This is a genomic window from Microbacterium gawkjiense, assembly GCF_031932225.1.
Taxonomy (GTDB): domain Bacteria; phylum Actinomycetota; class Actinomycetes; order Actinomycetales; family Microbacteriaceae; genus Microbacterium; species Microbacterium gawkjiense.
Map to the genome: position 1 here is coordinate 408,139 of NZ_JAUZVV010000002.1, position 24,840 is coordinate 432,978.

19 protein-coding genes are annotated in these 24,840 nt (G+C 71.0%); 11 read left to right on the top strand and 8 right to left on the bottom strand.

All coding sequences use genetic code 11. The features are described from left to right. Positions 1-6: 6 nt before the first annotated feature. On the bottom strand, positions 7-453 hold the full coding sequence (locus Q9S71_RS10095; RefSeq protein ID WP_311862156.1) for a PaaI family thioesterase: 447 nt from the start codon (positions 451-453) through the stop codon (positions 7-9). Between the two features lie 83 nt (positions 454-536). Here Q9S71_RS10095 and polA point away from each other — a divergent pair, with 83 nt between their 5' ends. The 6 genes from polA (at position 537) to Q9S71_RS10125 (ending at position 8,500) form a co-directional block, all read left to right on the top strand. After that, on the top strand, positions 537-3,164 hold the full coding sequence (gene polA, locus Q9S71_RS10100) for a DNA polymerase I (RefSeq protein WP_311862158.1): 2,628 nt from the start codon (positions 537-539) through the stop codon (positions 3,162-3,164). A gap of 31 nt (positions 3,165-3,195) precedes the next feature. Next, positions 3,196-4,872 (top strand): DUF885 domain-containing protein, encoded by a 1,677-nt coding sequence (locus tag Q9S71_RS10105; protein ID WP_311862160.1) that lies wholly within the window; start codon positions 3,196-3,198, stop codon positions 4,870-4,872. A gap of 82 nt (positions 4,873-4,954) precedes the next feature. Next, positions 4,955-5,986 carry an LLM class flavin-dependent oxidoreductase gene (locus Q9S71_RS10110; RefSeq protein WP_311862162.1) on the top strand — a complete coding sequence of 344 codons (1,032 nt, stop codon included), beginning with the start codon at positions 4,955-4,957 and terminating at the stop codon, positions 5,984-5,986. 35 nt (positions 5,987-6,021) lie between these two features. Further along, complete coding sequence (locus Q9S71_RS10115) at positions 6,022-7,371, top strand: MFS transporter (protein ID WP_311862165.1); 1,350 nt, start codon at positions 6,022-6,024, stop codon at positions 7,369-7,371. A gap of 20 nt (positions 7,372-7,391) precedes the next feature. Further along, positions 7,392-8,153 (top strand): SGNH/GDSL hydrolase family protein, encoded by a 762-nt coding sequence (locus tag Q9S71_RS10120; RefSeq protein ID WP_311862168.1) that lies wholly within the window; start codon positions 7,392-7,394, stop codon positions 8,151-8,153. Positions 8,154-8,242: 89 nt separating this feature from the next. Further along, a complete protein-coding gene (locus Q9S71_RS10125) occupies positions 8,243-8,500 on the top strand; it encodes a DUF6458 family protein (protein WP_064002034.1) in 258 nt (85 codons plus the stop codon). 58 nt (positions 8,501-8,558) lie between these two features. Here the strand turns inward: Q9S71_RS10125 and Q9S71_RS10130 are convergent, their stop codons facing one another. Further along, positions 8,559-9,872: an MFS transporter gene (locus tag Q9S71_RS10130; protein ID WP_311862173.1), complete on the bottom strand. Its 1,314-nt coding sequence runs from the start codon at positions 9,870-9,872 to the stop codon at positions 8,559-8,561. A gap of 66 nt (positions 9,873-9,938) precedes the next feature. Between Q9S71_RS10130 and Q9S71_RS10135 the strand changes: the two genes are divergently transcribed. Continuing rightward, positions 9,939-10,241, top strand: a complete 303-nt coding sequence (locus Q9S71_RS10135) for a DUF427 domain-containing protein (protein WP_064002032.1) — start codon at positions 9,939-9,941, stop codon at positions 10,239-10,241. Positions 10,242-10,256: 15 nt separating this feature from the next. Here Q9S71_RS10135 and Q9S71_RS10140 read toward each other — a convergent pair whose 3' ends face one another. Further along, positions 10,257-11,957, bottom strand: a complete 1,701-nt coding sequence (locus Q9S71_RS10140; protein WP_311862176.1) for a glycoside hydrolase family 35 protein — start codon at positions 11,955-11,957, stop codon at positions 10,257-10,259. A 92-nt stretch (positions 11,958-12,049) separates the two neighbouring features. Here Q9S71_RS10140 and Q9S71_RS10145 point away from each other — a divergent pair, with 92 nt between their 5' ends. From Q9S71_RS10145 to Q9S71_RS10160, 4 genes are read left to right on the top strand one after another with little or no spacing between them, the layout of a single operon-like run. Next, positions 12,050-13,150: a LacI family DNA-binding transcriptional regulator gene (locus Q9S71_RS10145; protein WP_311862179.1), complete on the top strand. Its 1,101-nt coding sequence runs from the start codon at positions 12,050-12,052 to the stop codon at positions 13,148-13,150. Further along, positions 13,147-15,189 carry a glycoside hydrolase family 31 protein gene (locus tag Q9S71_RS10150; protein WP_311862181.1) on the top strand — a complete coding sequence of 681 codons (2,043 nt, stop codon included), beginning with the start codon at positions 13,147-13,149 and terminating at the stop codon, positions 15,187-15,189. The genes Q9S71_RS10145 and Q9S71_RS10150 overlap by 4 nt, the downstream gene beginning before the upstream one ends. 43 nt (positions 15,190-15,232) lie before the next feature. Further along, positions 15,233-16,702, top strand: a complete 1,470-nt coding sequence (locus Q9S71_RS10155; RefSeq protein ID WP_311862183.1) for an alpha-N-arabinofuranosidase — start codon at positions 15,233-15,235, stop codon at positions 16,700-16,702. Positions 16,703-16,743: 41 nt separating this feature from the next. Beyond that, entirely contained in the window at positions 16,744-18,960 is a 2,217-nt protein-coding gene (locus Q9S71_RS10160) for a beta-L-arabinofuranosidase domain-containing protein (protein WP_311862185.1), read from the top strand. A gap of 16 nt (positions 18,961-18,976) precedes the next feature. On the opposite strand, the gene Q9S71_RS10165 is transcribed toward Q9S71_RS10160, so the two are convergent. From Q9S71_RS10165 to Q9S71_RS10185, 5 genes are all read right to left on the bottom strand, one after another. Continuing rightward, the gene (locus Q9S71_RS10165) at positions 18,977-20,287 is read right to left on the bottom strand and encodes a glycoside hydrolase family 27 protein (RefSeq protein ID WP_311862187.1); all 1,311 of its coding nucleotides are present in this window, start codon (positions 20,285-20,287) and stop codon (positions 18,977-18,979) included. An 18-nt stretch (positions 20,288-20,305) separates the two neighbouring features. After that, positions 20,306-21,589 (bottom strand): ROK family transcriptional regulator, encoded by a 1,284-nt coding sequence (locus Q9S71_RS10170; protein ID WP_311862189.1) that lies wholly within the window; start codon positions 21,587-21,589, stop codon positions 20,306-20,308. A 32-nt stretch (positions 21,590-21,621) separates the two neighbouring features. Beyond that, the gene (locus Q9S71_RS10175) at positions 21,622-22,470 is read right to left on the bottom strand and encodes a carbohydrate ABC transporter permease (RefSeq protein ID WP_064002024.1); all 849 of its coding nucleotides are present in this window, start codon (positions 22,468-22,470) and stop codon (positions 21,622-21,624) included. Further along, positions 22,467-23,405, bottom strand: a complete 939-nt coding sequence (locus Q9S71_RS10180) for a carbohydrate ABC transporter permease (RefSeq protein ID WP_311862190.1) — start codon at positions 23,403-23,405, stop codon at positions 22,467-22,469. Before Q9S71_RS10180 ends, Q9S71_RS10175 begins: the two co-directional genes overlap by 4 nt. Before the next feature lie 65 nt (positions 23,406-23,470). Beyond that, on the bottom strand, positions 23,471-24,718 hold the full coding sequence (locus Q9S71_RS10185) for an ABC transporter substrate-binding protein (protein WP_311862192.1): 1,248 nt from the start codon (positions 24,716-24,718) through the stop codon (positions 23,471-23,473). Positions 24,719-24,840: the final 122 nt, after the last annotated feature.

Genomic DNA, 24,840 nt, shown 5'->3' on the forward strand with positions numbered 1-24,840 from the left:
GCCGGGTCAGGATGCCGGCCGGTCCCGCACCATGTTGGTGATCCGGACCGTCGAACACCGCCTGCCCCGGTCGTCGGTCACCACGATCTCGTGAACCGTGAGGCTGCGGCCGAGATGCAACGGGGTGCATACGCCCGTCACCCAGCCCTCCGTCGCCGAGCGGGTGTGAGTCGCATTGATGTCGATGCCGACGGCGAGTCGCCCCGGTCCCGCGTGCAGGTTGGCGTGCATCGATCCGAGCGATTCGCCGAGCACGACGTAGGCGCCGCCGTGCAGGAGACCGACCGGCTGGGTGTTGCCGGCCACCGGCATCCGTGCCACCGCCTTCTCGAGGGTGAACTCGACGAGCTCGATCCCCATCTTGTCGGCGAGGGCGCCGAGGCCGCGGTCCTTCGCCCAGCTCAGGCCGTCGCCGTCGGAGAGGGCGTCGGGGGAGGGGGCGTTCTCGGACATGGCTCGGACCTCGGCTTCGGGTGGCGCCGACCCGGCGCCGATGCGGGGGAGTCGATGTCGCACGCCCGAACTAGGCTGGCTGGGTGAGCGACTCCGCACAGCCTACTCTGCTCGTCGTCGACGGCCACTCGCTGGCCTACCGGGCGTTCTTCGCGCTCCCGGTCGACAACTTCTCGACGAAGGACGGCCAGCACACCAACGGCATCTACGGCTTCCTGTCGATGTTCGTGAACCTCGTGAAGGCCGAACGTCCCACGCACCTCGCGGTCGCGTTCGACACCTCGCGGCAGTCGTTCCGCACCCGCGTCTATGAGGAGTACAAGGCGAACCGGTCCGAGTCGCCGGCCGAGTTCAAGGGGCAGATCCCGCTGCTGCAGGACTGTCTCGCGGCGATGGGCGTGCCGGTCCTCACGAAGGAGGACGTCGAAGCCGACGACATCCTGGCGACGCTCGCGACCCAGGGTGTCGAGAGCGGCTTCCAGGTGCTCGTCTGCTCGGGCGACCGCGACACGATCCAGCTCGTCACCGACGACGTGACGCTGCTCTACCCGAGCGTGCAGGGGGTCTCGCAGCTGAAGCGCTACACCCCGGACGCCGTCGTCGAGAAGTACGGCCTGCCGCCCGAGAACTACCCCGACATCGCGGCGCTCGTCGGCGAGACGAGCGACAACCTCCCCGGCGTCCCGAAGGTCGGCGAGAAGACGGCGGTCAAGTGGCTCACCCAGTTCGGGTCGCTCGACGAGCTGCTGAACCGCGCGGACGAGATCAAGGGGGTCGTGGGCGGCAACCTCCGCGAGCACCTCGACGACGTCCGCCGCAACCGTCAGCTCAACGCCCTCCTGCGCGACGTCGAGCTCGAGCTCACCCCGCAGGACCTCGCCGTCCAGCCCATGGACACGCAGGCGGTCCGCGACATCTTCGCCCGCCTGGAGTTCCGGACCCTCCTGCCGCGCGTCTTCGACGCGTTCGGTGCGGACGCCGAGCCGCCGGCTCCCGAGGTCGCGGCCCCCGAACCGCAGGAGACGGATGCCGCGACCCTCGCATCGTGGCTGGCGGAGCAGACCGGCGAGCTCGCCCTCACCGTCGCGGTCGTCGGCGGGCTCCCGACCCGCGTCGGCGTCGCGACGACGGACGCGGTGCGCGAGACCGCGTGGGATGAGTCCGCCCGCACGGCGCTCGCCCCGTGGCTGCAGGGCGACGCGGCGAAGGTGATGGTCGACGCGAAGCCGCAGGTGAAGGCGCTGCGCCGGGCGGGTGTGCGCCTCGGCGGCCTGGCATTCGACGTCCTCCTCGCCGGGTGGCTGCTGCGGCCGAGTCTGCCCGACAAGAACCTCGCCGACCTCGTCGACCGCTACCTGGACGAGAAGCTCCCCGAGGCCGACCCGTCGCAGCTGGTGCCCGAGACCGAGGGCGCGACCCCGGGTCAGCTCGCCTGGTTCGCCCTGCGCGTCGCGGCCGCCGAGCGGGCGGAGCTCCCGGCATCCGTCTCCGCGGTGCTGACCGACATCGAGCTCCCGACCCTCGACGCCCTGGCCGACATGGAGCTCGCGGGCGTCTCGGTCTCCCGCGACAAGCTGTCGGGTTTTTCGGGGGAGCTCGCCGCCCGCGCCGACGCGATCGCGCAGGACGCGTACGCGATCATCGGGCGCGAGGTGAACCTCGGCTCGCCGAAGCAGTTGCAGGAGGTGCTGTTCGACCAGCTCGAACTGCCGAAGACCCGCAAGACCAAGACCGGGTACTCGACGGATGCCGCGGTCCTCGCCGACCTGCAGGACACCCACCCGCACCCGTTCCTCGGCCTGCTGCTGCAGCACCGCGAGGCCACGAAGCTGCGCCAGATCATCGAGTCGCTGACGGTCGGAATCGCCGACGACGGCCGCATCCACACGACCTACGTCCAGACCGGCAGCCAGACGGGGCGGCTCTCGAGCACGGATCCGAACCTGCAGAACATCCCGATCCGCAACGAGGAGTCGCGCCGGATCCGCGCGGCGTTCGAGGTCGGGGCGGGGTACGAGACCCTCCTGACGGCCGACTACTCCCAGATCGAGATGCGCATCATGGCGCACCTGTCCGGCGACCCCGGCCTCATCGAGGCGTTCAACTCGGGCGAGGACCTGCACCGCTTCGTGGGCGCCCGCGTGTTCGGCGTCGAGCCCGCCGAGGTGACGGCTCCGATGCGCACGAAGGTCAAGGCGATGTCGTACGGGCTCGTCTACGGCCTCAGCGCCTTCGGGCTCTCGAAACAGCTGCGCATCGAGCAGTCCGAGGCGAAGCAGCTCATGCTCGAGTACTTCGCGCGGTTCGGCGCCGTGCGGGACTACCTGCGGTCCTCGGTCGAGCAGGCCCGCATCGACGGGTACACCGAGACGATCTTCGGCCGCCGCCGTCCGTTCCCCGACCTGACGAGCCCCAACCGGGTGCTCCGCGAGAACGCCGAGCGGGCCGCGCTCAACGCTCCCATCCAGGGCAGCGCCGCGGACATCATGAAGATCGCCCTCGTCGAGATCCACCAGGACCTCCTCGATCAGGGCCTCGGCTCACGCGTGCTGCTGCAGATCCACGACGAACTCGTCGTCGAGGTGGCCACGGGGGAGTGGGATGCCGTGGAACAGATCGTCCGCACGCGCATGGGCGACGCGGCCGACCTCTCGGTGCCGCTCGAGGTGCAGATCGGCCGGGGCGGCGACTGGGACGAGGCGGCTCACTGACGCGGAGCGTGCGACGCTCTACGCTCGGAGGATGACCGACGCACAACGCACACCCACTCCGATCGACACGATCGCGGACCGCTGGGTGGACACGCTGGCCGAACTCTCCCCGAGCCTCGCGACCTACATCGGGCGCACGGAGCACAACGGCCGACTGGACGACTACTCGCCCGCCGGGCACGAGCGTCTGGCCGCCGCTGCAGCCGAGACGCTCCGCGCGCTCGACGCCGCGGACGCGGTCGACGACGTCGACGAGGTCACGAAGATGGACCTCTCGGCCGAGCTGGGGCTCCACCTCGACCTCCACGCGGCGAAGTCGCACCTGCGCGACCTGAACGTCATCGCCTCGCCGTCGCAGGACATCCGCTCCGTCTTCGATCTGATGCCGACCGACACGGTCGACGACTGGTCGGTCGTCGCCACCCGCCTCGCCGCCATTCCGGGGGCCCTCGCCGGTTACGTCGAGACACTCCGGCAGGGCATCTCGGAGGGGGTCGTCCCCGCGCAGCGGCAGGTCCGGGAGGTCGTGACGCAGATCGCGCGCTACACGAGCGACACGGGCTTCTTCGCGTCCTTCGTCGGTGAGGCCGCGCCCGCCGAAGGGCACCTCCCCGCCTCGCTGGCCCGCGACCTCGCCGATAACGCCGGCGCCGCGCGGGTCGCCTACGATCAGCTCGCCGCATTCCTGCGCGACGAGCTGGTGCCCGTCGCGTCCGAGACCGACGCCGTCGGCCGGGAGCTCTACGCCCTCCACTCCCGCAGCTTCCTGGGCGCGACGATCGACCTCGACGAGACCTACGAGTGGGGGGTCGAGGAACTGGCCCGCATGGTCGCCGAGCAGGAGGCCATCGCGAACGAGATCAAGGGCGGCGCCACCGTCGAGGAGGCGGTCGCCTTCCTCGAGCAGGACGAGAGTCGCAAGCTCCACGGCACCGAGGCGCTGCAGGCCTGGATGCAGGCGACCAGCGACCGGGCCGTCGAGGAACTCGGCCGCACGCACTTCGACATCCCCGAGCCGATCCGTCGCCTCGAGTGCATGATCGCCCCCACGAACGAGGGCGGTATCTACTACACCGGGCCCACCGACGACTTCTCGCGGCCCGGGCGCATGTGGTGGTCGGTCCCCGAGGGCGTCGACTCGTTCGACACCTGGCGGGAACTCACGACCGTGTACCACGAGGGCGTCCCCGGGCATCACCTGCAGATCGCCCAGGCCGTCTACAACCGCGCAGAGCTCAACTCGTGGCGCCGACTCCTGGCGGGCTCGAGCGGCCATGCCGAGGGCTGGGCGCTCTATGCCGAACGCCTGATGGCCGAGCTCGGCTACCTCGACGACCCGGCCGACCGCCTCGGGATGCTCGACGGTCAGCGGATGCGCGCCGCCCGTGTCGTCCTCGACATCGGCGTGCACCTCGGCAAGCCGCGTCTGGACGGCACCGGGGTGTGGGATGCCGACTACGCGCTCGAGTTCATGCGTCGCAACGTCAACATGTCGGACGAGTTCATCCGCTTCGAGGTGAACCGCTACCTCGGCTGGCCCGGCCAGGCCCCGTCGTACAAGGTCGGCCAGCGTATCTGGGAGCAGATCCGCGACGAGGCGGCGCAACGCGGGGGCGCCGACTTCGACATCAAGCAGTTCCACATGCGGGCACTCCGCCTCGGCGGCGTCGGTCTCGACACGTTGCGGGCCGCTCTGCGCGACGGCTGAGCGACGGAGACAGACGAACGGGGATGCCGGGAATAGCCGGCATCCCCGTTATCGTTCATTCAGCTGAATGAAAGGGGCGGACATGACCGCAGTTGAGCTTGGCCTCGACACCTTCGGGGACATCACCGTCGACGAGCGGGGCGAGCGCGTGTCGGGCGCGCAGGCGATCCGCAACCTACTGGCGCAGGCGGAACTCGCCGATCAGATGGGGGTCGACTTCATCGGGGTCGGGGAGCACCACCGCGCCGAGTACGCCGTCTCGAGCCCCGAGATCGTGCTGTCCGCGATCGCCGCGCGCACCGAACGGATCCGGGTCGGGACGGCCGTGACCGTCCTCTCCAGCGACGACCCGGTACGCGTCTACGAGCGCTTCGCGACGCTCGCAGCGATCTCCGAGGGGCGCGCCGAGGTGATCCTCGGGCGCGGGTCGTTCATCGAGTCCTTCCCGCTCTTCGGCTTCGATCTGTCGGACTACGAGACGCTCTTCGAGGAGCGGCTCGAGCTGTTTTCGCTCCTGCGCCAGGAGAAGCCGGTGACGTGGCAGGGGACGACCCGCCCCGCACTGCAGCAGGCGGACGTCTTCCCGAAGACCGAGGCGGGCATCCGGGCCTGGGTCGGCGTGGGGGGATCCCCCGAATCGGTGATCCGCACCGCGCGCTACGGGTACGGCCTCATGCTCGCCATCATCGGCGGCCCGGCCGCGCGCTTCCGCCCGTACGTGGACCTCTACCACCGCGCGATCGGCGAGCTCGGCACCGAGGCGCAGCCCATCGGCATCCACTCGCCCGGTCACATCGCCGACACCGACGAACAGGCGTGGGAGGAGGCGTACCCGGGCTTCGAGGCGCAGAACAACACGATCGGCCGCGACCGCGGCTGGCCGCCGTACAGCCGGATGCGGTTCCAGCACGAGATCGGACCCGAGGGGTCGATCTACGCCGGCTCGCCCGAGACCGTCGCGCGGAAGATCGCCGACACGGTGAGGACCCTGGGGGCCGGCCGCTTCGACCTGAAGTACGCCAACGGCACCCTCGGCCACGACAAGCTCATGCGCTCGGTCGAGCTCTACGGCACGAAGGTCATCCCGCTCGTGCGCGAGATGCTCGGCGAGTGACCCGGGCGCGGCCCCGGCCCTCGTACGATGCAGGGATGACCGCGACCTCGACCGGCACGCTGACCGCCCGTCTCGATCGGCTGCCGTTCACGCGCACCCACCTGCGCGTCCTCACCGGATCGGGAACGGGCTGGGCGCTCGACGCGATGGACGTCGGGCTCATCTCCTTCGTCATCGCGGCCCTTGTGGACCAGTGGCAGCTGTCGACCACGCAGACGTCGTGGATCGCCTCGGCGGGCTTCGCCGGCATGGCGGTCGGCGCCACCGTCGGCGGACTGCTCGCCGACCGCATCGGACGCCGCTCGGTCTTCGCGCTGACGCTCCTCGTCTACGGCATCGCGACGGGCGCGAGTGCGCTCGCGGGCGGTCTCGTCGCGCTCATCGCGCTGCGTTTCGTCGTCGGCCTGGGTCTCGGCGCCGAACTGCCCGTGGCGAGCACCTACGTGAGCGAGTTCGCACCGGCACGGATGCGGGGACGCACCATCGTCGTGCTCGAGGCGTTCTGGGCGGTCGGGTGGACGGCCTCCGCGCTCATCGGGTACCTCGTGATCCCGACGGCCGCGGAGGGGTGGCGGTGGGCGCTCGCGATCGGCGCGATCCCCGCGGTCTACGCGCTCGTCGTGCGCTGGGGGCTGCCGGAGTCGCCGCGCTGGCTCGCCTCCCGCGGGCGGACGGCGGACGCCGAACGGGTCGTGGCGGGGCTCGAGTCCTCTCCCGCGGTGTTCGGACGCCTAGCTCCGGCCGCGGTCGACGCGGTCGAGGCGCCGGCCGCTCCGGCCACGACCGTGGCGATGCGGCTGCGAGGACTCTGGGCGCCGGGGATGCGGCGGCGCACCGCTGCGCTGTGGGCCGTGTGGTTCTGCGTGAACTTCTCCTACTACGGCGCGTTCATCTGGATCCCGACGCTCCTCGTCTCGCAGGGGTTCGGTCTCGTGCGCAGCTTCGAGTTCACCCTCATCATCACGCTCGCCCAGGTACCGGGGTACGCGGTCGCCGCCTGGCTCATCGAGGTGTGGGGCCGCCGCGCGACACTGTCGGTCTTCCTCGCGGGCTCCGCGGTGGCGGCGATTGTGTTCGGCCAGGCCACGACGGTGCCCATGATCCTCGGGGCCGGGATGGCGTTGTCCTTCTTCAACCTGGGCGCGTGGGGCGCCCTGTACGCCGTCACCCCCGAGACCTATCCGACGTCGCTGCGCGCGACGGGCGCGGGCTGGGCCGCCGGCATCGGCCGGATCGCGTCGATCCTGGCGCCGCCTGCCGTCCCCGCACTTCAGGCGATGGGCGGCGTCCCGGTGGTCTTCATCGTCCTCAGCGCGTTCTTCGCCGTCGCCGCCGCGGCGACGTGGGGGCTCGCCGAGTCCCGCGGGCGGAGCCTCGCCGAGTGAGCGCGTCCTACGCTGGAGGGATGCCGCAGGACATCCGCTACGTCGCGATCGGAGACTCGTTCACGGAGGGTGTCGGCGACGAGCTGCCGGACGGGAGCGTCCGCGGCTGGGCGGACCTCGTGGCGCAGGGCTGGGCGGATTCCCGCGCCGCAGCGATCTCGTACGCGAACCTGGCCATCCGCGGCAAGCTCATGCAGCCGATCGTCGAGGAGCAGCTCGAACGCGCGCTCGCCCTCCGGCCGACTCACCTGTCCTTCAACGGCGGCGGCAACGACATGCTGCGTCCGCGCACTCCGATCGCGCGCATCGCCGACGCGTTCTCGCACGTGCTCCGCCGCTGCGACGAGGAGGGCGTCACGATGATCGTCCTGTCGGGGGCGAACCCGTCCGCGCAGTTGCCGCTGGCGGGCCTCATCCAGCGCCGCGGCGACGAACTGTCTCGCGCGGTGACCGACCGCATCCGCGGACGCCACGACCTGGTCGTCGCGTTGAACTGGCCCGACCGCGAGCTCTCGGACCCGTCGTTCTGGTCGGCGGACCGGTTGCACATGAACGCGCGCGGGCATCACCGCGTCGCTGCGCGCGTGCTGGAGGCGCTGGGGGAGCAGCCCCCGACCGAGTGGTGGCGGCTGGAGGAGGAGGACACGGCGGTCGCCCTCGGTCGCGGACGCTATTTCCGCGAGCATCTCGGGCCGTGGTTGCGGCGCCGGCTCACGGGCACGTCGTCGGGAGACGGACGCGAGCCGAAGTTCGCCGACTGGCTGACGGTCGAGCCGCGCTGAAGCGGGTCAGGCCGTCCTGTCAAGAGGATCCAGGATCTTTCCAGCATCCGGGATGATCGGAGCACACAGCCTAGAAAGGGAGTGTGCGCATGAGCATCGGAACCGGAATCGTGCTGTTCGTCATCGGGGCCATCCTGGTGTTCGCCGTCAACGTCGACGTCCAGTACGTCAACCTCGACATGATCGGCTACATCCTGATGGCCGCCGGCGCTGTCGTCTTCATCATCGGACTCGTGCTGATGCTGCGGCGGCGTTCCAGCGAGTCGACCGTCCGAACGGTCGACCCTGTTGCGGGGGAGCGGGTCACCCGCTCCGAGACGCGTACGTCGGGAGACGGCACGTACTGACGCGTGACAGACCTCGAAGGCCCGTCCCCCAGGGGGCGGGCCTTCGTCGTGCGGGCGGTCACCGGCGCGGCCGGCGGGGCGGATCCATCCCGAGGTGGATGCGGGTGCGCCGCCGCTCGATGCTGATGAACGTCGCGCCCACGAGCCACAGCGGGATCTGGACGAGGAAGGCGATGCGGAAGGCCTCGAGCCGGTAGGTGTCGGGGGTGCCCGCGCCCTGGAGGTCGAGGACGAGGCCGATCGCGAAAATCGCCAGCAGCGCGGCGAGGAAGCCGCCGGCGTTCGTGACGCCCGTCGCGGTGCTGAGCCGGTGCGACGGATTGTGCGTGCGGGCGTGGTCGAAGGCGATCATCGACGCCGGTCCTCCCATCGCCAGGGCGACGAGGAGGACGATCAGCAGCCAGAGGGGCGCGGGGCCCGGCCACAGGATGACGGCCGACCACGCCGCGAACTGGAAGCCGACGGCCGGCAGGACGAGCGCGCGGGAGCGCCGGTGCGGGACGCGCCGCGAGAGCTCGCCGAGGACGGGGCCGAGGGCCATGCCGGCGAACACGTAGAGCGAGGTGAGGGCGCCCGCCTCGGCGACGGTCCGCCCCTCGCCCGCCGTCAGGTACGGGAAACCCCACAGGAGGATGAACGCCGTGCCCGCGAAGGGGGTCGTGAAGTGGGACCAGAACGCGAGACGGGTGCCCGGATGCGCGAGGGCGGCGCGGATGCCGACGCCGGTGTCGATCGTCGACGTCACGACCCGGATCGCCCCCGTGTCGGTGTCGACGCTGACGTCGCGCGCGAGGTCCGGCGGACGGTTGCGCACCAGGGCGAAAACGAGGGCGGCGAACAGGACGCACAGTCCGGCGATGCCGCCGAAGGTGACCGACCAGGAGGTCGCGTGGAGGATCGTCGCGATCGGGATGACGGCGACGAGCTGACCCGCTTGGCCCAGGATGCCGGTCAGCTGCACCATGAGCGGTCCGCGCTGCGCGGGGAACCAGGTCGCGACGAGGCGGAGCACGCCGGGGAACACCGCCGCATCCCCCGCACCGAGGAGCATGCGCGCGACGATTGCGACACCGACGCTCGGGGAGAGGGCCATCGTCAGCTGACCGATGGCCATGAGGATCATGCCGGCGGTCATGATCGGACGCGAGCCGAAGCGGTCGAGGAGGATGCCGACGGGGATCTGCATCCCGCCGTAGACGGCCAGCTGGACGACCGCGAACAACGACAGGGTCGCGGCATCCGCCTGGAACCTGTCCGCCGCGTCGACGCCGACCGCGGCGAGCGAGGTGCGGTTGGTGACGGCGAGGACGTACGCGGCGACGCCGGTGCCCCAGATGATCCATGCGCGCACGCCCGGACCGGTTCGACTCACCCCGCCCACGCTACTCTCCGTCGGGCGTACGCTGGCTCCACCCCACCCGGGCGAACGGAGGACGACATGAAGGCCACCATCGGCGACACCGTCATCGCGGAGGCGGACGACGACCAGATCATCCGCATCGAGGGGAACGCCTACTTCCCGCCCTCGTCGGTGAAGGACGGCGTGCTCGTCGAGAGTCCGACGCCGTACACGTGTCCGTGGAAAGGCGAGTGCCAGTACTTCCACATCGAAGCGGGTTCCGAGCGCCTCGCCGACGGCGCCTGGTCGTACCCGAACCCGTACCCGTCGGCGTTCGACCGCGTCGGTGCGGACTTCTCGGGTTACGTCGCCTTCTCGCCGGGGGTCACGGTCGGCGCCTGACGCCGCCGCATCTGCTCACTCGTGCAGCGGGCCGAGCTCGGCGGCGCGGACGAACCGGGCGGTGACGGGGAGCGGCTGCTCGAGCTCGATCACCGTGATCGTGTTGCGGCCCGCACGAGTGACCGGGGCGGGCACGTAGAGCGTCCGCTGCGGTCCGTTCGACCAGTACCGACCGAGCAGGAAGTCGCCGACGAGAACGTACCCCTTGCCCCATCCCGTCGTGTCGAGGAAGAGGTCGGAGGGCGACTCGAGGTCGAACGTGCCCGCTGAGACCATCAGCTCGGGAGCGGCGGCCGCCTCGGCGAGCAGGACCGGCGTGGTCCGCCACTGCGCCCGCTCGACGCCGTCGACCGCGACCGGACCGATGAGTCCCTTGGCCTCGCCCAGACGGTCGTCGTAGTTGACGCGTCCCTGCTCCTCGACGAGGAGCGACAGCCGGCCCCCCGCGGGGAGGCGCAGGGCGTGCTCGTGCCGCGTGCGCGACAGCGTCCCGACACGGATGCCGTCCACCGACACCCAGGCCTGGTCCCGGACCTCGCCCACCTCGAGCACGCCGCCGGCGAAGCCATCCGGAAGGTCGGTGTCGTAGCGCAGGAGCGTGCCGGCGTGCCCGAGGTCCTCGAACGTCAGGAGGCCGTCGACGGGCGACGGGGTGGCCGGGGCGCCCGGCGCTGCGGCCAGGTCCACGGTGAACTCCGGTCGGGGCGAGCCCGCCGCCGGCGTCTCGGAAGGGACCGGTGCGTACTTCGCGATGACCTCGCGGAAGGCGTGGAACTTCTCGGTCGGGTCGCCCGCTTCGTCGAGCGGGGCGTCGTAGTCGTACGACGTCGTGATCGGCAGGTAGCGGCCCTTGTCGTTCGCGCCGTTGGTCGTCCCGAAGTTCGTCCCGCCGTGGAACATGTAGATGTTCACCGAGGCGCCGGCGGCGAGCAGGTCGTCCAGCTCGCGCGCGGCGGTCGCGGCATCCGTCGTGTGATGCTGACCGCCCCACCAGTCGAACCAACCGTCCCAGAACTCCGAGCACATGAGCGGGCCGGTCGGCTGATGGGCGCGGAGGGTCGCGAGCCGCTCCTGCGCGCGCGAGCCGAAGGAGCCGGTGAGGTGCAGGCCCGGCAGGGAGCCGGCGGCGAGCATGTCGTCCTCGGGCTGGTCGACCGTCGTGAGGGGGACGGTGATGCCCGCGTCGCGCGTCACGCGGACGAGTTCGGCGAGGTAGTCCTTGTCGGAGCCGTAGGCGCCGTACTCGTTCTCGATCTGCACGAGGATCACGTTGCCGCCGCGGTCGATCTGACGCGGGGCGACGATGCCGTAGACGCGACGCAGGTACGTCTCGAGGGCGGCCTGGTAGGCGGCATCCGTCCGACGCAGGCGGATGCCGGGGGTCGCCGTCAGCCAGGTGGGCAGTCCGCCGTTGTGCCACTCGGCGCAGATGTACGGGCCGGGACGGACGATCGCGTGCATCCCCTCGGCGGCGACGAGGTCGAGGAAACGTCCGAGGTCGAGTCCGTCGGATTCGCTCCACTGCCCCTCGACCGGTTCGTGCGCGTTCCACGCGACGTAGGTCTCGATCGTGTTGAGCCCCATGAGCCGCGCCTTGCGGATGCGGTCGGCCCAGTCGCCGGGGTGCACCCGGAAGTAGTGCAGGGCGCCCGAGATGACGCGGTGCGGCCGGCCGTCCAGCAGGAAGTCGCGGTCGCCGATGGCGAAAGTGCTCATGTGATCTCCGCTCGGGGCCCACGGTCCGGGGGTCCGGCACTCGTGTGGTGGGGGTGCCCAGTCGCTGCGTGAACTGCTATGTTTACGCAATCATGTCGCTTCAGCGTAGCACGCGACCGGGTTCCGACACGGGTGTCGACACCCCCGTCGTCGAACCCGCGGCCCGCCGCGGCGGGACCCCGCACGGCGTCCCCACGCAGGCCGACGTCGCCCGTCACGCCGGCGTCTCGGCGCAGACGGTCTCGCGGGTCGTGACCGGCGCGGCGCGCGTCGACGAACCGACGCGCGAGCGGGTGCTCGCGAGCATGCGCGAACTCGGATACCGGCCCAATCGGGCCGCGCGCGCCCTGCGCTCGGCCCGGTACCGCAGCATCGGCGTCGTCATGAGCGACCTGACCTCCTACGGCAGCGTGCGCACGTGGGAGGCGATCTCGCGCGCCGGTGCGGCCTCGGGCTACGCCGTCGCGCTCGTGCCGACCGCGCGGTTCGACCGGCGGGCGGTCGCCGAGGCGATCGAACGCGCACGCGACCAGGCTGTCGACGGCCTCGTCATCGCGATCGGCGACCACCTCTCGGCGGGGGAGGACCTGCCGCTGCCCGACGACCTCCCCGTCGTCGTGGTCGACGCGTCGGCCCTGGCCGACCGCTCCTTCGTCGACACCGATCAGACGATGGGCGCGGGTCAGGCGGTGGCCCACCTCCTCGAACTCGACCACGGCACGGTGCACCATGTCGCCGGTCCCGCGAGCTCGTACTCGGCGGTGCGCCGCGAGGACGGCTGGCGCACGGCGCTCACCGCGGCCGGGCGAGACGTGCCGCCCCTCGAGCGGGGCGACTGGAGCGCCCAGTCGGGGTACGCGGCGGGATGCCGGTTGCGCGGCCGCGCCGAGGTGACCGCGGTCTTCGCGGCGAACGACCAGATGGCGCTCGGGGTCCTTCGCGCCCTCCATGAAGCCGGCGTCCCGGTGCCCGATCGGGTCAGCGTCGTCGGGTTCGACGACATGCCCGAGGCCGCGCAGTTCTGGCCGCCGCTCACCTCCGTCCACCAGGAGTTCGACGAGGTCGGCCGCGCCGCCGTCGACGTCCTCCTCTCACGCATCGACGACAGCACGGCCGTGCGCCGCCTGCTCGTCCCCACCCGACTGGTCGTGCGCGGCAGCACGGCCCCCGCTCCGCGAAAGGCGACGCCATGACGTTCCACTCCTCCGACACCGGTGTGCTCTGGCGCGGTGACGGCCAGACCGTCTCGATCGAGGCGTGGGGACGCGGCATCCGCGTCCGCGCCTCGCTCGCCCCCATCGACGACGCGCCGGGCGCGCTCGTCGAGGTGCCGGACACCCGCGCCGACGTGTCGATCGACGGTGCCGTCGCGACCGTCGCGGCCGGCGGGGTGCGCGTCGTCGCGACGCAGGACGACTACAACGACTGGTCGACCGGGTTCCACACGACCCGGCTGCGACTGCGGGTGGAGGATGTCGCGGGTCGTCTCCTCTTCGAGGAGATCACCGACGGCGGCGCACTCAAGCTCGCTGCGCGGGAGTTCCGACCGGGCGAAGGCGGGGACCACCGTCTGCGGCTGAGCCTCGCGACGCCCGCCGACGAGCACCTCGTGGGCATGGGGCTCTACCAGCAGGACGTCGTCGACCTGAAGGGCGCGGTGCTCGAACTCGCCCACCGCAACTCGCAGACCTCCGTCCCGTTCGTCGTCTCCAGCGCGGGATACGGCTTCCTCTGGAACCTCCCGGCGATCGGGCGGGCCGTCTTCGGACTGAACCGGACGGAGTGGGAGGCCGAGAGCGCCACCCAGTTCGACTGGTGGGTGTGCGCCGACCCGCGCCCCGCGCAGATCGCCGCAGCCTACGCCGAGGCGACAGGTCACCCGCCGATGATGCCGGAATACGGCCTGGGATTCTGGCAGTGCAAGCTCCGCTACTCGACCCAGGAGGAGCTGCTGGGTGTCGCGCGCGAGTACCGGCGCCGCGGCATCCCGATCGATGTGATCGTGGCCGACTTCTTCCACTGGCGCTGGATGGGGGACTGGCGCTTCGAGGAGGAGTACTGGCCCGACCCGGCCGCGATGACCGCGGAGCTGCGCGAGCTCGGCATCGAGCTGATGGTCTCGGTCTGGCCGCAGGTGGCGCCCGAGTCCGAGAACTTCGCCGAACTGCGCGACGGCAACATGCTGGTGCGCACCCGGCGCGGCATCGACGTGCAGTACTACTTCGACGGGCAGTACACGCGCTTCCTCGACGTCACCGAGCCGCGCGCGCGGGACTTCCTCTGGCGGAAGCTCGCCGAGCACTACGGCGCCTACGGCATCTCGGCGTTCTGGCTCGACGAGGCCGAGCCCGAGTACGGGGCCTACCACTTCGAGAACTACCGGCTCGCGGCCGGGCCGAGCGCGCAGGTGGCCAACCTGTACCCGCGCGAGTTCACCCGCGCGATCGCCGACGGCCTGCGCTCCGAGGGCAACGATCAGCCCGTCTCGCTCGTGCGTGCAGCGTGGGCGGGTTCGCAGCGCCACGGCGCCCTCGTCTGGTCCGGTGACGTGCACTCCAGCTTCGACGACCTGCGCGCGCAGATCGCGGCGGGTGTCCACATGGGGGCCGCCGGCATCCCGTGGTTCACGACCGACATCGGCGGTTTCACGGGGGGCGACGTCCGCGAGCCCGCCTTCCACGAACTGCTGGTGCGCTGGTTCCAGTTCGGCGCGTTCAGCCCCGTCATGCGGCTGCACGGCGACCGCGTCCCGGGCACGCCGATCGTCGACCGCAACGGGGTCGCCCGGGTCGGCACGGGTGCCGACAACGAGGTGTGGAGCTTCGGGGACGGGATCGAGGCCGTCCTCGTGGCCTACATCCGGCTCCGTGAGGACCTGCGCGGTTACACGCGCCAGGCGATGGCCGACGCGCACCAGCAGGGCGCGCCGGTCATGCGCGGCATGTTCTTCGAGTTCCCGGACGACGAACGCGCGTGGACGACTCCCGGCCAGTACCTCTTCGGTCCCGACATCCTCGTCGCGCCGGTGACGGTCCCCGGTGCGACGCGGTGGGACGTCTACCTCCCCGCCGGCGCGGAGTGGACCGATGCCCGCACGGGCGAGATGCACACCGGCGGCGCGACCGTCACGGTCGACGCGCCGCTCGCCTCGATCCCGGTCTTCCACTGCGGCGGACGTGTCGGCGACGCGCTCGCGCGCCTCGCCGACCTGCCACACCTGACCCTGTCCTGACCCCGGCCCGACCCCCTGAAACGACTCGACGGAGAGCACACCCATGAGCATCATCACCGCGACCACCCGCGCCCATCGCATCGACCGCCGCATCTACGGACAGTTCGCCGAGCACCTCGGTCGCGGCATCTACGAGGGTCTGTGGGTGGGTGAGCAGAGCGAGATCCCGCACAAGAACGGGCTCCGCACCGACGCCATCGCCGCCCTGCGCGAGATCAAGGTGCCCGTCGTCCGCTGGCCCGGCGGCTGCTTCGCCGACGAGTACCACTGGCTCGGCGGCGTCGGCCCCGCCGAAGGGCGCCGCGCGATGGTCAACACCCACTGGGGCGGCGTGGTGGACCCGAACACCTTCGGCACGCACGAGTACTTCGAGCTCCTCCACCAGCTCGACGCCGAGGCCTACGTCAACGGCAACGTGGGTAGCGGCACGGTGGCCGAGATGCAGGACTGGATCGAGTACATGACCCTCGACAAGCACACCCCGATGGCGGAACTGCGCCGGGCGCACGGGCGCGAACAGCCGTGGAAGCTGCAGTTCTTCGGGGTCGGGAACGAGAGCTGGGGATGCGGCGGCAACATGCTCCCGCTCCACTACGCGAACCTCTACCGGCAGTACCAGACGTTCGTGCGCGACTACGGCGACAGCCACGTCGCCAAGGTCGCGTGCGGCGCCAACGCCGACGACTACGAGTGGACCGAGGTCCTCATGGCCCGCGCGGCCGGCCACATGGACGCGTTGAGCCTGCACTACTACACGCTCCCGACGGGCGAGTGGGATGTGAAGGGTGCGGCGCTGAGCTTCGACGACGCCGCGTGGTACGACACGATCCACCGCACGCGGATGATGGACACCCTGCTGCGGCGGCACGGCGAGATCATGGACCGGCACGATCCGGCGCGACGCGTCGGCCTGTTCGTCGACGAGTGGGGGACCTGGTACGACGTCGAGCAGGGCACGAACCCCGGCTTCCTGTACCAGCAGAACACGATGCGCGACGCGATCGTCGCGGCGGTGAACTTCCACATCTTCCACCGCCACGCCGCCCGGGTGCGGATGACGAACATCGCGCAGATGGTCAACGTCCTGCAGGCGATGCTGCTCACCGACGGCCCGCGCATGGTGAAGACGCCGACCTTCCACGCGTTCGGGCTCTACGTCGACCACCAGGACGCCGAGTTCGTGGCGACGACGGATGCCGCGGGTCGGGTCGAGGGCCCCGCCGCGGCGCACCTCGACCACACCGTGAGCGTTAAGGACGACGTCTACACCGTCAGCGTCGTCAACTGGGATCTGAACGCCGAGTCCGAGCTCGTGCTGCGGTTGCCCGAGCGCATCGGCGAGGTGGTCGGGGCACGCATGCTGCACGCGGCGGCATCCGCGCACAACACCTTCGACGAGCCCGACGCCGTCGCACCGGTCGACTTCACCGGGACCGTCGTGCAGGGGTCCGAGCTGCGTCTCGCCGTGCCGCCGCGCAGCATCGTGACGGTCCGCGTCCGGGCCGCGGGGTGACGTCGACGCGCGGGGGCGCGGAACCGTTCCCGCTCTCCGCGGTGACGCTCGCGCCCGGGCCCTTCGCGCACGCCCAGGAGCTCGCGCTGCGGTCGGCGCTGCAGCTGGACCCCGACAAGCTGCTCGCGCCGTTCCGCCGTGAGGCGGGTCTGCCGACGGGGCCGGGCTACGGCGGCTGGGAGTCCGACGGTCTCGACGGCCACACGCTGGGTCACGTGCTCAGCGCCCTCGCGGCGCACGCGGCGGGCGGATCCGCCGCGGCGCGCGAGCGCATGGAGGTGATCGTGCGCGGACTCCGCGACTGTCAGCTCGCGCTCGGCACGGGCTACCTCGGCGGTGTGCCGGACGGGGTGTCGTTGTGGCAGGAGATCGCCGACGGGCGCGTCGAGGCGCAGACGTTCGACCTCGGCGGGCGGTGGGCGCCGCTGTACAACCTCCACAAGACCCTCACGGGTCTGATCGACGCGGTCGTCCACGCCGGTTCGGCCTCCGCCCGCGTCGTCACGGCGGACTACGTCGCGTGGTGGGTGCGCACTTTCGCCTCCCTCTCGGACACCCGTGTCGAACAGGTGCTGCGCACCGAGCCGGGCGGACTGTCGGCATCCTTCGCCCGGTGGGCGGATGCCGCCGGCGACCCCGCTGCCATGGATCTGGCCCTGCGACTCGCCGTCGATTCCTTCCTCGAGCCGCTCGCGGCGGGTGGTGACCCGCTCGACGGCCTGCACGCCAACGCGCACATCCCCCTCGCGGTCGGGTACGCGGTCCTCGCGCGGCTCGGCGCACCGGCCCGTTACGGCCGGGCGGCCGAGACGTTCTGGCGGAGTGTCGTCGGCCATCGCACGACCGCGATCGGCGGCGACAGCGTGCGCGAGCACTTCCCGCCGCGCGACGACTGGTCGAGCATGTTCACCGCGCGCGAGGGGCCCGAGACCTGCAACACCGTGAACATGGTGGAGCTCGCCCGCGAGATGTACCGCCGGTCGGGGGACCCCGCGCACCTCGCCTACATCGACCGCGCGCTCAGCGCGCACCTGTTGTCGGCGCAGCATCCCGAGCACGGCGGCATCGTCTACTTCACCTCCCACCGTCCCGGCCATCATCGGGTCTACTCGCGTCCCGAGACGGGGTTCTGGTGTTGCATGGGGACGGGGCTGGAGGCGCCCGCCCGGTACGCGCTGTCCGTATTCGGACGCGCGCCGGGCCGCATCGACGTGCAGCTGCTCATCGCGGCGCGCGTCCACGACGAGGGCGTGATCGTCGAGGTGGAAAGCGGCCGTCCGTTCGGCGACGACGCGATCGTCACCGTGACGGCGGCGTCCCCGCGCCGCCTCGCGGTAGGCGTCCGTGTGCCCGAAGGCGTCGTTCCCGGGGCCGCCGTCGCGCGCATCGACGGCGACGTCGTCCGACCGTCGTCCGACGGGTGGTTCGAATTCGATCGCGAGTGGCGCGGTCGCACCGCGATCGAGCTGGAGCTGCCGCCGCTGCTGCGCTGGGAGCACCCTGCGGGCGACGAAGGGTGGGGGTGGATCGTCGACGGACCCCGCGTGCTCGCCGAGCGGCTCGCCGGTCCGGCCGTCGACCCGCTCGGGACCGACGCGCGCATGGGGCACATCGCCCGGGGTGCGCTGCTCCCGCTCGCCGAGGCGCCGATCCTCGCTCCCGACGAGCTCGTGGGCGCTGAGCGCCGCGACGGCTTCGTCGTGGTCCTCGGCGAGATGTCCGCGCACCGCGAGGTCGTGCTCGAGCCGTTCGCCGCCCTCCACGACGACCGGTACATCCTCTCGTTCCCGGTCGCTTCGGAGCGGGATGCCGGGCGTCGCCGCACGGAACTCGCGGCGGAGGACGCGCGGTCCGACGCCCTCGAGGGGCGCACGCTCGACGCGATCTCCTTCGGACAGCAGCAGCCGGAGTCCGACCACGGGCTCACCCTCGTCGACTCGGAGTCGGGATACGACGAGGGCACCCACTGGCGGCGGTTCCGCGGCGAGGGCGCGTTCACCCTGCAGGACTGGGGCGCGTCCGCCGTGGAGCTCCGGATCGCGTGGCTGCGTGATACCGCTCCGCGCAGGCTGACGGTGTCCCTCGACGACGAGGTGCTCGTGGATCGCCTCGTCGATCCGCAGGACGAGCCGCTGTTCGATCTGGACCTCGGCGCTCACGCGGACGGCCGGGTGCAGTGGTGGCTCGCGGTCGGCGGCGGTGAGGCGACCACGCCTCGGCTGACCGAGGTCAGACTGATGAGCGCGCGGCTCGGTTAGCCCGAGCCGCGCCGCGTCATCCTTCGTACCGCCAGAACACGGACCCGTGCGGCGGGAGAGCGATGTCGAAGGCCGCGGAGTCGGGCGCGACACCGCGGACGGTGTCGTCGCCCGTGCGTCCGGGCCGGCCCGGGACCGCCCGGCCGGTCCACACGTCCGTCACGGTGCGGGGCGAGGGCCCGAACCCGAGGTCCCGGGCGTCGACCGTCGCCGTCACCGGCGCGTCGGTGGTGTTCACGGCGGCGATCCAGGTCGTGCCTCCGCCGACCGCGCGCCACAGTACGACGCCGTGCTCGCGCCGGATCTCGCCGCTGCGCTCCGCCCGTGTCAGCAGGTCGGCGATCGCGGGGGAGCGCAGCATCCCGATGGTCGCGGGGTCGGTCGAGGGCAGGTCGCCCCCGAACATGAGCGGGGAGCGCGCGATCGTCCAGAGCGTCAGCAGTGATCGTCTCTCGTCGGGGCTGAGGGCGTCCTCACGCGGTTCGCCGCGTTCCGCGCGGATGCCGATCCGGCCGAGGGGCAGCATGTCGGCATCCGGCCAGGCGCCACGCTCGGCGTGCGGTGCCCACCGGGCCATCCGGGCGAGGTTGTCCGCGACGTCCTCCCACCGGTCCCAGACGTCGTCGCAGATGCGCCACATGCTCGCGTGCCCGGCGAGGTGCTCGAGGTGGGCGGCGGAGAGGTCGCGGCCGGGAGAGAGGCTCAGCACGATCTCCCGGTCCACGCCGGCGACCGCCTCGCTGTAGGCGGTGATGTCGCGCTCCTGGTACGGCCACAGCATGTCGTCGGCCTTGATGAGGTCGACACCCCACTCCGCGTAGAGGGAGACGGTCGAGCGGTAGTACCCCGCGGCATCCGGGTGGTCGTGGTCGATCCCGACGAAGTGCGGGTTCCACTCGCAGTCGTTGGCGGGGTCGGCGAGGGCGGACAGCGGCGTCGCCGTGCCGTGGAGGACGAGGCCCTGCGCGATCGCCCGCCGCGGGATCCCGCGCATGACGTGGAGCCCGAACTTCAGCCCCAACGCGTGGATCTGCTCGGCCAGCGGCCCGAACCCGGCGCCGCCCGCCGACGAGGGAAAGCGCACCGGATCGGGATGCAGCCGTCCGGACGCGTCGAGGTGCAGGCGGGCGTCGTCGTTGTAGCCGTGCTCACGCGCGTCGGGGTCGGCCCAGTCGGCGTCGACGACGACCGTGTCCCATCCGGCATCCCGCAGGTGCTCGGCCATGAAGCGCGCGTTCGCGAGGACCTCCGCCTCGGTCACGGTCGTGCCGTAGCAGTCCCAGCTGTTCCAGCCCATCGGCGGGCGATGCGGGCGTGCGAGGACCATGGGTCTCCTGTCGTGTGGTCAGCCCGCGACGGGCTGAGGGGCGGATGCCGCCGGTGCCGGCACGGTCACCACGGGAACGGCGGCCGGGTCGAGCCGCGGTCGCGTGCGACGTGCGAGGGCCCGGGTGTCGAGGTGGTGCTCGAAGGCCAGGACGGCCATCCCGGTGGCGACGCTGTTGACGCGCACCGGCGAGACGTCGAGTGCCAGGCGCGCGGCGGTCAGCTCCGGCGCCCGCTCGGCGAGCGCCGCGCGGGTCGCGGGCAGCAGCAGGTCGCCGAGGGCCCAGGCGGTCCAGCCGGTGAGGGTCAGCACCTCGGGGTTGAGCACGGCGACGATGTCGGACAGTGCGATCCCCAGGTAGCGCGCGGTGCGCGAGAGGGTCTCGGCCACCGCGGGATCATCCGCGGCCTCGCCGAGTCCCTGGACGAAGTCGCGCTGGTGCAGTCCGAGCAGGTCGTGACCGTCGGCGACGTCGTGGAGGGTCTGCCGGATGCCCGGCACCCCCACGTACGCTTCGACGCATCCGCGGCGGCCGCACCGGCACGGGCGTCCGTCGAGCTCGAGGACGGTGTGCCCCCATTCGCCGGCGCTGCGGGTCGCGCCGCGCAGCACCCGTCCTTCGACGATGATGCCCGCACCCACGCCGGTCCCGAGGTTCACGACCACGGCCGTCGAGCGTCCGCGCGCCGTGCCGAACCACACCTCGGAATGGCCGACGGCCTGCAGGGGGTTCGCGGTCACGAGCGGGCTCGGCAGGTGCGGACGCAGGCGGTCCTCGAGGTCGCGGATGTGCGTCGCCCACGCGGGGGTCGAGGCGATGCGACGGGGGTCGGTCGACGTGAGGCCGGGAAGTCCGAGACCCGCCCCGAGGAGATGATCCGGTTGGCGACCGCTGCGCTCCATCGCCTGCGACACGGCCTGCAGCACGGCGTCGGCGATGAGGTCGGTCGATGCCCAGGCCTCGTCGACGTCGACGTTGGCGGCCCCGATCTCGGCGAGGGCGGCGTCGAAGACGACCGCGCGGATGTAGGTCTCGGCCACGTCGATGCCGAGGAGCGCCCCGCCGGCGCCGTCGATGCGCAGGAGGGTGGTCGGTCTCCCCGCGCCGCCGTTGTCGATCCCGGCATCCGCGATCAGACCGTCCTCGCGCAGTTCCGTCACGAGGTTCGAGACGGTGGCCGCGCTCAACCCGGTCGCCCGCGCAAGGTCGGTGCGCGTCGCCGTGCCGCCCACGGCGAGAGCCCGGACGAGCTCCCGCCGTGAGGCGTCGCGGATCTCACTCGACGAGCGCGTGCGGGTCATGGTCGTCGTGCGTCCCGGGCCCGAGCCGGGGCTCAGGCGCCACCGAGGCCGGTCTCGGCGACACCGCGCAGCAGCCAGCGCTGCAGCAGGATGAAGACGAGCAGGACGGGGATCGACGCGAGGAAGCCGGCGGCGAAGAGCCCGGTGTAGTCGAAGGTCTGCGCCGTGATGAACGACGACAGGTAGACCTGCACCGTGAGGGCTCCGAAGCCGGTTCCGGCCACGACGAGCGGCCAGAGGAAGGCGTTCCACGCCCCGAGGAACCCGAGCACCGTCAGCGCCGCCGCGAACGTGAGCGAGTTCGGCAGCACGACCCGCAGGAATGTGCCGATGTACCCGAGCCCGTCGAGCTTGCCGGCCTCCTCCAGTTCCTTGGGGAAGGACAGGAAGAACTGCCGGAACAGGAACACGTTGAACGCGGTGAACAGCGTCGGCACGACGATGCCCTGCAGCGTCTCCGTCCAGCCGAGCCACGACACGATGAGGTAGTTCGGCAAGAAGGTGGTGGCGCTCGGGATGAGCAGCATCGTCACGGTGACGGCGAGCAGGAACTTCGAGGCGCGGTTCGGGATGCGGGCGAGCCCGTACCCGGCGAGGGCGCCGATCACGATCTGTCCGACCGTCATCGAGACGGCCATGATGGTCGAGGTGATGAGCGACTGCCCGAACCGTTCGTCGGCGAAGATCTCCGCGAACTTGCCCCAGTTGGGGTCGGCGGGCCACCACACGAACTGCTTCGACGTGACGTCCGACGGCTGCGAGACGGCCGTCTTCACCATCACGTACAGCGGAAGCAGGAACAGGATCGCGAGGATGACGAGGACGACGTAGCGCAGCGCCAGTTCGACGCGACGGCGCACGGGGTTTCCGACGACGGTCACGAGGCACGCTCCTTTCGTGCGCCCCGGCGGGGCGTCTTCGTCTCATCCGCAGCACCGAATCCGAAGAACCGGGACTGCAGCAGGGCGACCAGCACGACGACCGCGGTCACCACGAACGCCCCGGCGGCACCCTTGCCGTAGTCCAACTGCTGGAAGGACAGGTTGTAGATGTACAGCAGGGGTGGACGCACGGAGGGGATCGTCCGGACGAGGTTGTAGAACTCGTCGAAGGCCTGGAAGGCGGCCACCAGCAGGAGCAGCATGACGGCTGCCGTGGTCGGACGCAGCTGCGGCCAGGTGATGGCGAAGAACCGACGCGGTCCGCGGGAGAGGCCGTCGAGGGCTGCCGCTTCGTACAGTGTGTCGGGGATCCGCTGCAGGCCCGCGATGAACAGCAGCATGTAGAAACCGACCTGCAGCCAGAGGCGCACGCTGACGATGACGACCCAGTAGTAGGGCGATTGCGTCAGCCAGGCGCTGACCGGCTCGAGGCCGAGCGCCTGCAGCACGGCGTTAGCGACCGAGGAGGTCGACCCGCTGAAGATGCCGAGCTTCCAAATGAGCGAGGCGATCACGTACGAGAAAGCCGTCGGCAGGAAGAACACGGAGCGGAAGAACGCCCGTGCGACCGGCAGGTTGGCCACGAGCATCGCCAGCAGCAGCGACACGATCAGCGTGGTGGGGACGACGAGGATCGCGAAGATCGTGAACGACAGCAGCGACGACAGGAAGCTCGGGTCGGTCAGCAGGGCGACGTAGTTGTCGAACCAGACGAAGTCCGTCGGCGTGATGGTCGCGACGGCGCGCGTGAAGCTCAGGTAGAAGCCCCAGAACAGCGCGATGATGCTGAAGATCACCAGGCCGATGAAGAAGGGGCCGACGAAGAGCCAGAACGCGCGGCGGGTGCCGCGGATCGGGCGACGCCCGCGCGGCACGGAGGGCGGGGGAGTGGGCCGGTGGCCCGGGTCTGAGACCCGGGCCACCGGAGGCGTGAGCTGAGTCACTGCAGCGTGTCCAGCATGCCCTGCATCGTGGACTGCGCGGCCGACAGCTCGGACTTCGCGTCGGCGCCGTCGACGACGATGCGGGTGACCGCGTCGGTCAGGGCCGTGCTCATCGCGGGCGTGTAGTACGGGCCGCCAGTCCAGCCGTATTCGGTCGTCAGGTCGACGATCTGCTTGGCGACACCGTCACCGAGGGTCTCGGCCTGCTCGCGGGCGTCCTTCAGCGGCGGGATGTGGAAGCCGTACTTGGTGCTGAACTCGATCTGCCAGTCGGTGTCCTCGATCCACTGCTTCTTGGCGATCTCCTTGGCCTGCTCGATCTTCCCGGACTTGCCGGCGACCACTTCGTTCCACTGGGAGACACCGACGATGGGCTGGCCGCCGTCGAGCGCGGGCACCGGGAAGGCGGCGACGTCGTCGCCGAGCGCTTCCTTGATGGCCGGGATGGCCCACAGACCCTGCCAGCTCATCGCGACGTCACCGGCGATGAAGGACGTCGGGTCCCACCAGTCGGTCGGTGCGCCCATGAGCAGCGAGCCGGAGTCGTACAGCTCGTGTGCGGAGGTCAGCGCCTCGGCGAGCTCGGGCGACTCGAGCGAGACCTTCGTGTTCTCGTCGTCGATGATGCCGCCGGGGGCTGCCGGGGGCAGGTTCGCGGCGAGGATGCCGGCGCCGCCGTCGTTGCCGAGGAACAGGCCCTTGTGATCGGCGTTCGTCAGCTTCTTCGCGGCCTCGACGAGCTCGTCCCACGTCTCGGGGACCTCGACACCGGCCTCCTTGAACATGGAGGGGCGGTAGATGAACAGCTGGGCGTCCGTGATCATCGGGATGCCGTAGTACTTGCCGTCGATCGTCACGGGCTTGAGCGCGATCGGCAGGATGTCGTCCTTGATGGGCTCGACGAGGTCGGTCAGGTCGGCGTATTGGCCCTGACGCGCGGCCTCGACGTTGATCGCGTTGTACTCGAACAGATCGATGCCCTTGCCGGAGGCGAGGAGGGCGTTCACACGCTGCGCGTAGTCGCCTTCGACCCACTGCAGGTCGATCTTGGCGTCCTTGTCCTCGTCGGCCCAGCGGTTGACCGCCTCCTGGACGCCTTCCTCACCGTACTGGTGGTAGAACTGCGTGATCGGGCCGTCGGCACCGCCGCCGCCGCTGTTGCTGGAGCAACCGGAGATCAACAGCGCCGATGCGCCCAGGAGTGCTGCTGTGACTGCGAGCTTGCGTCGCGTGGGTGATGTCATCCTTCTCGCCTCTCTGCGGGATGGTGACGGCGATACGGGAATCCGATCGGTCCGCCGTCGCACCGATCGCCCTTAATCTAATGCTTAAAAGAAGGGGTGGTCTACCCCCAATCAGATAACGG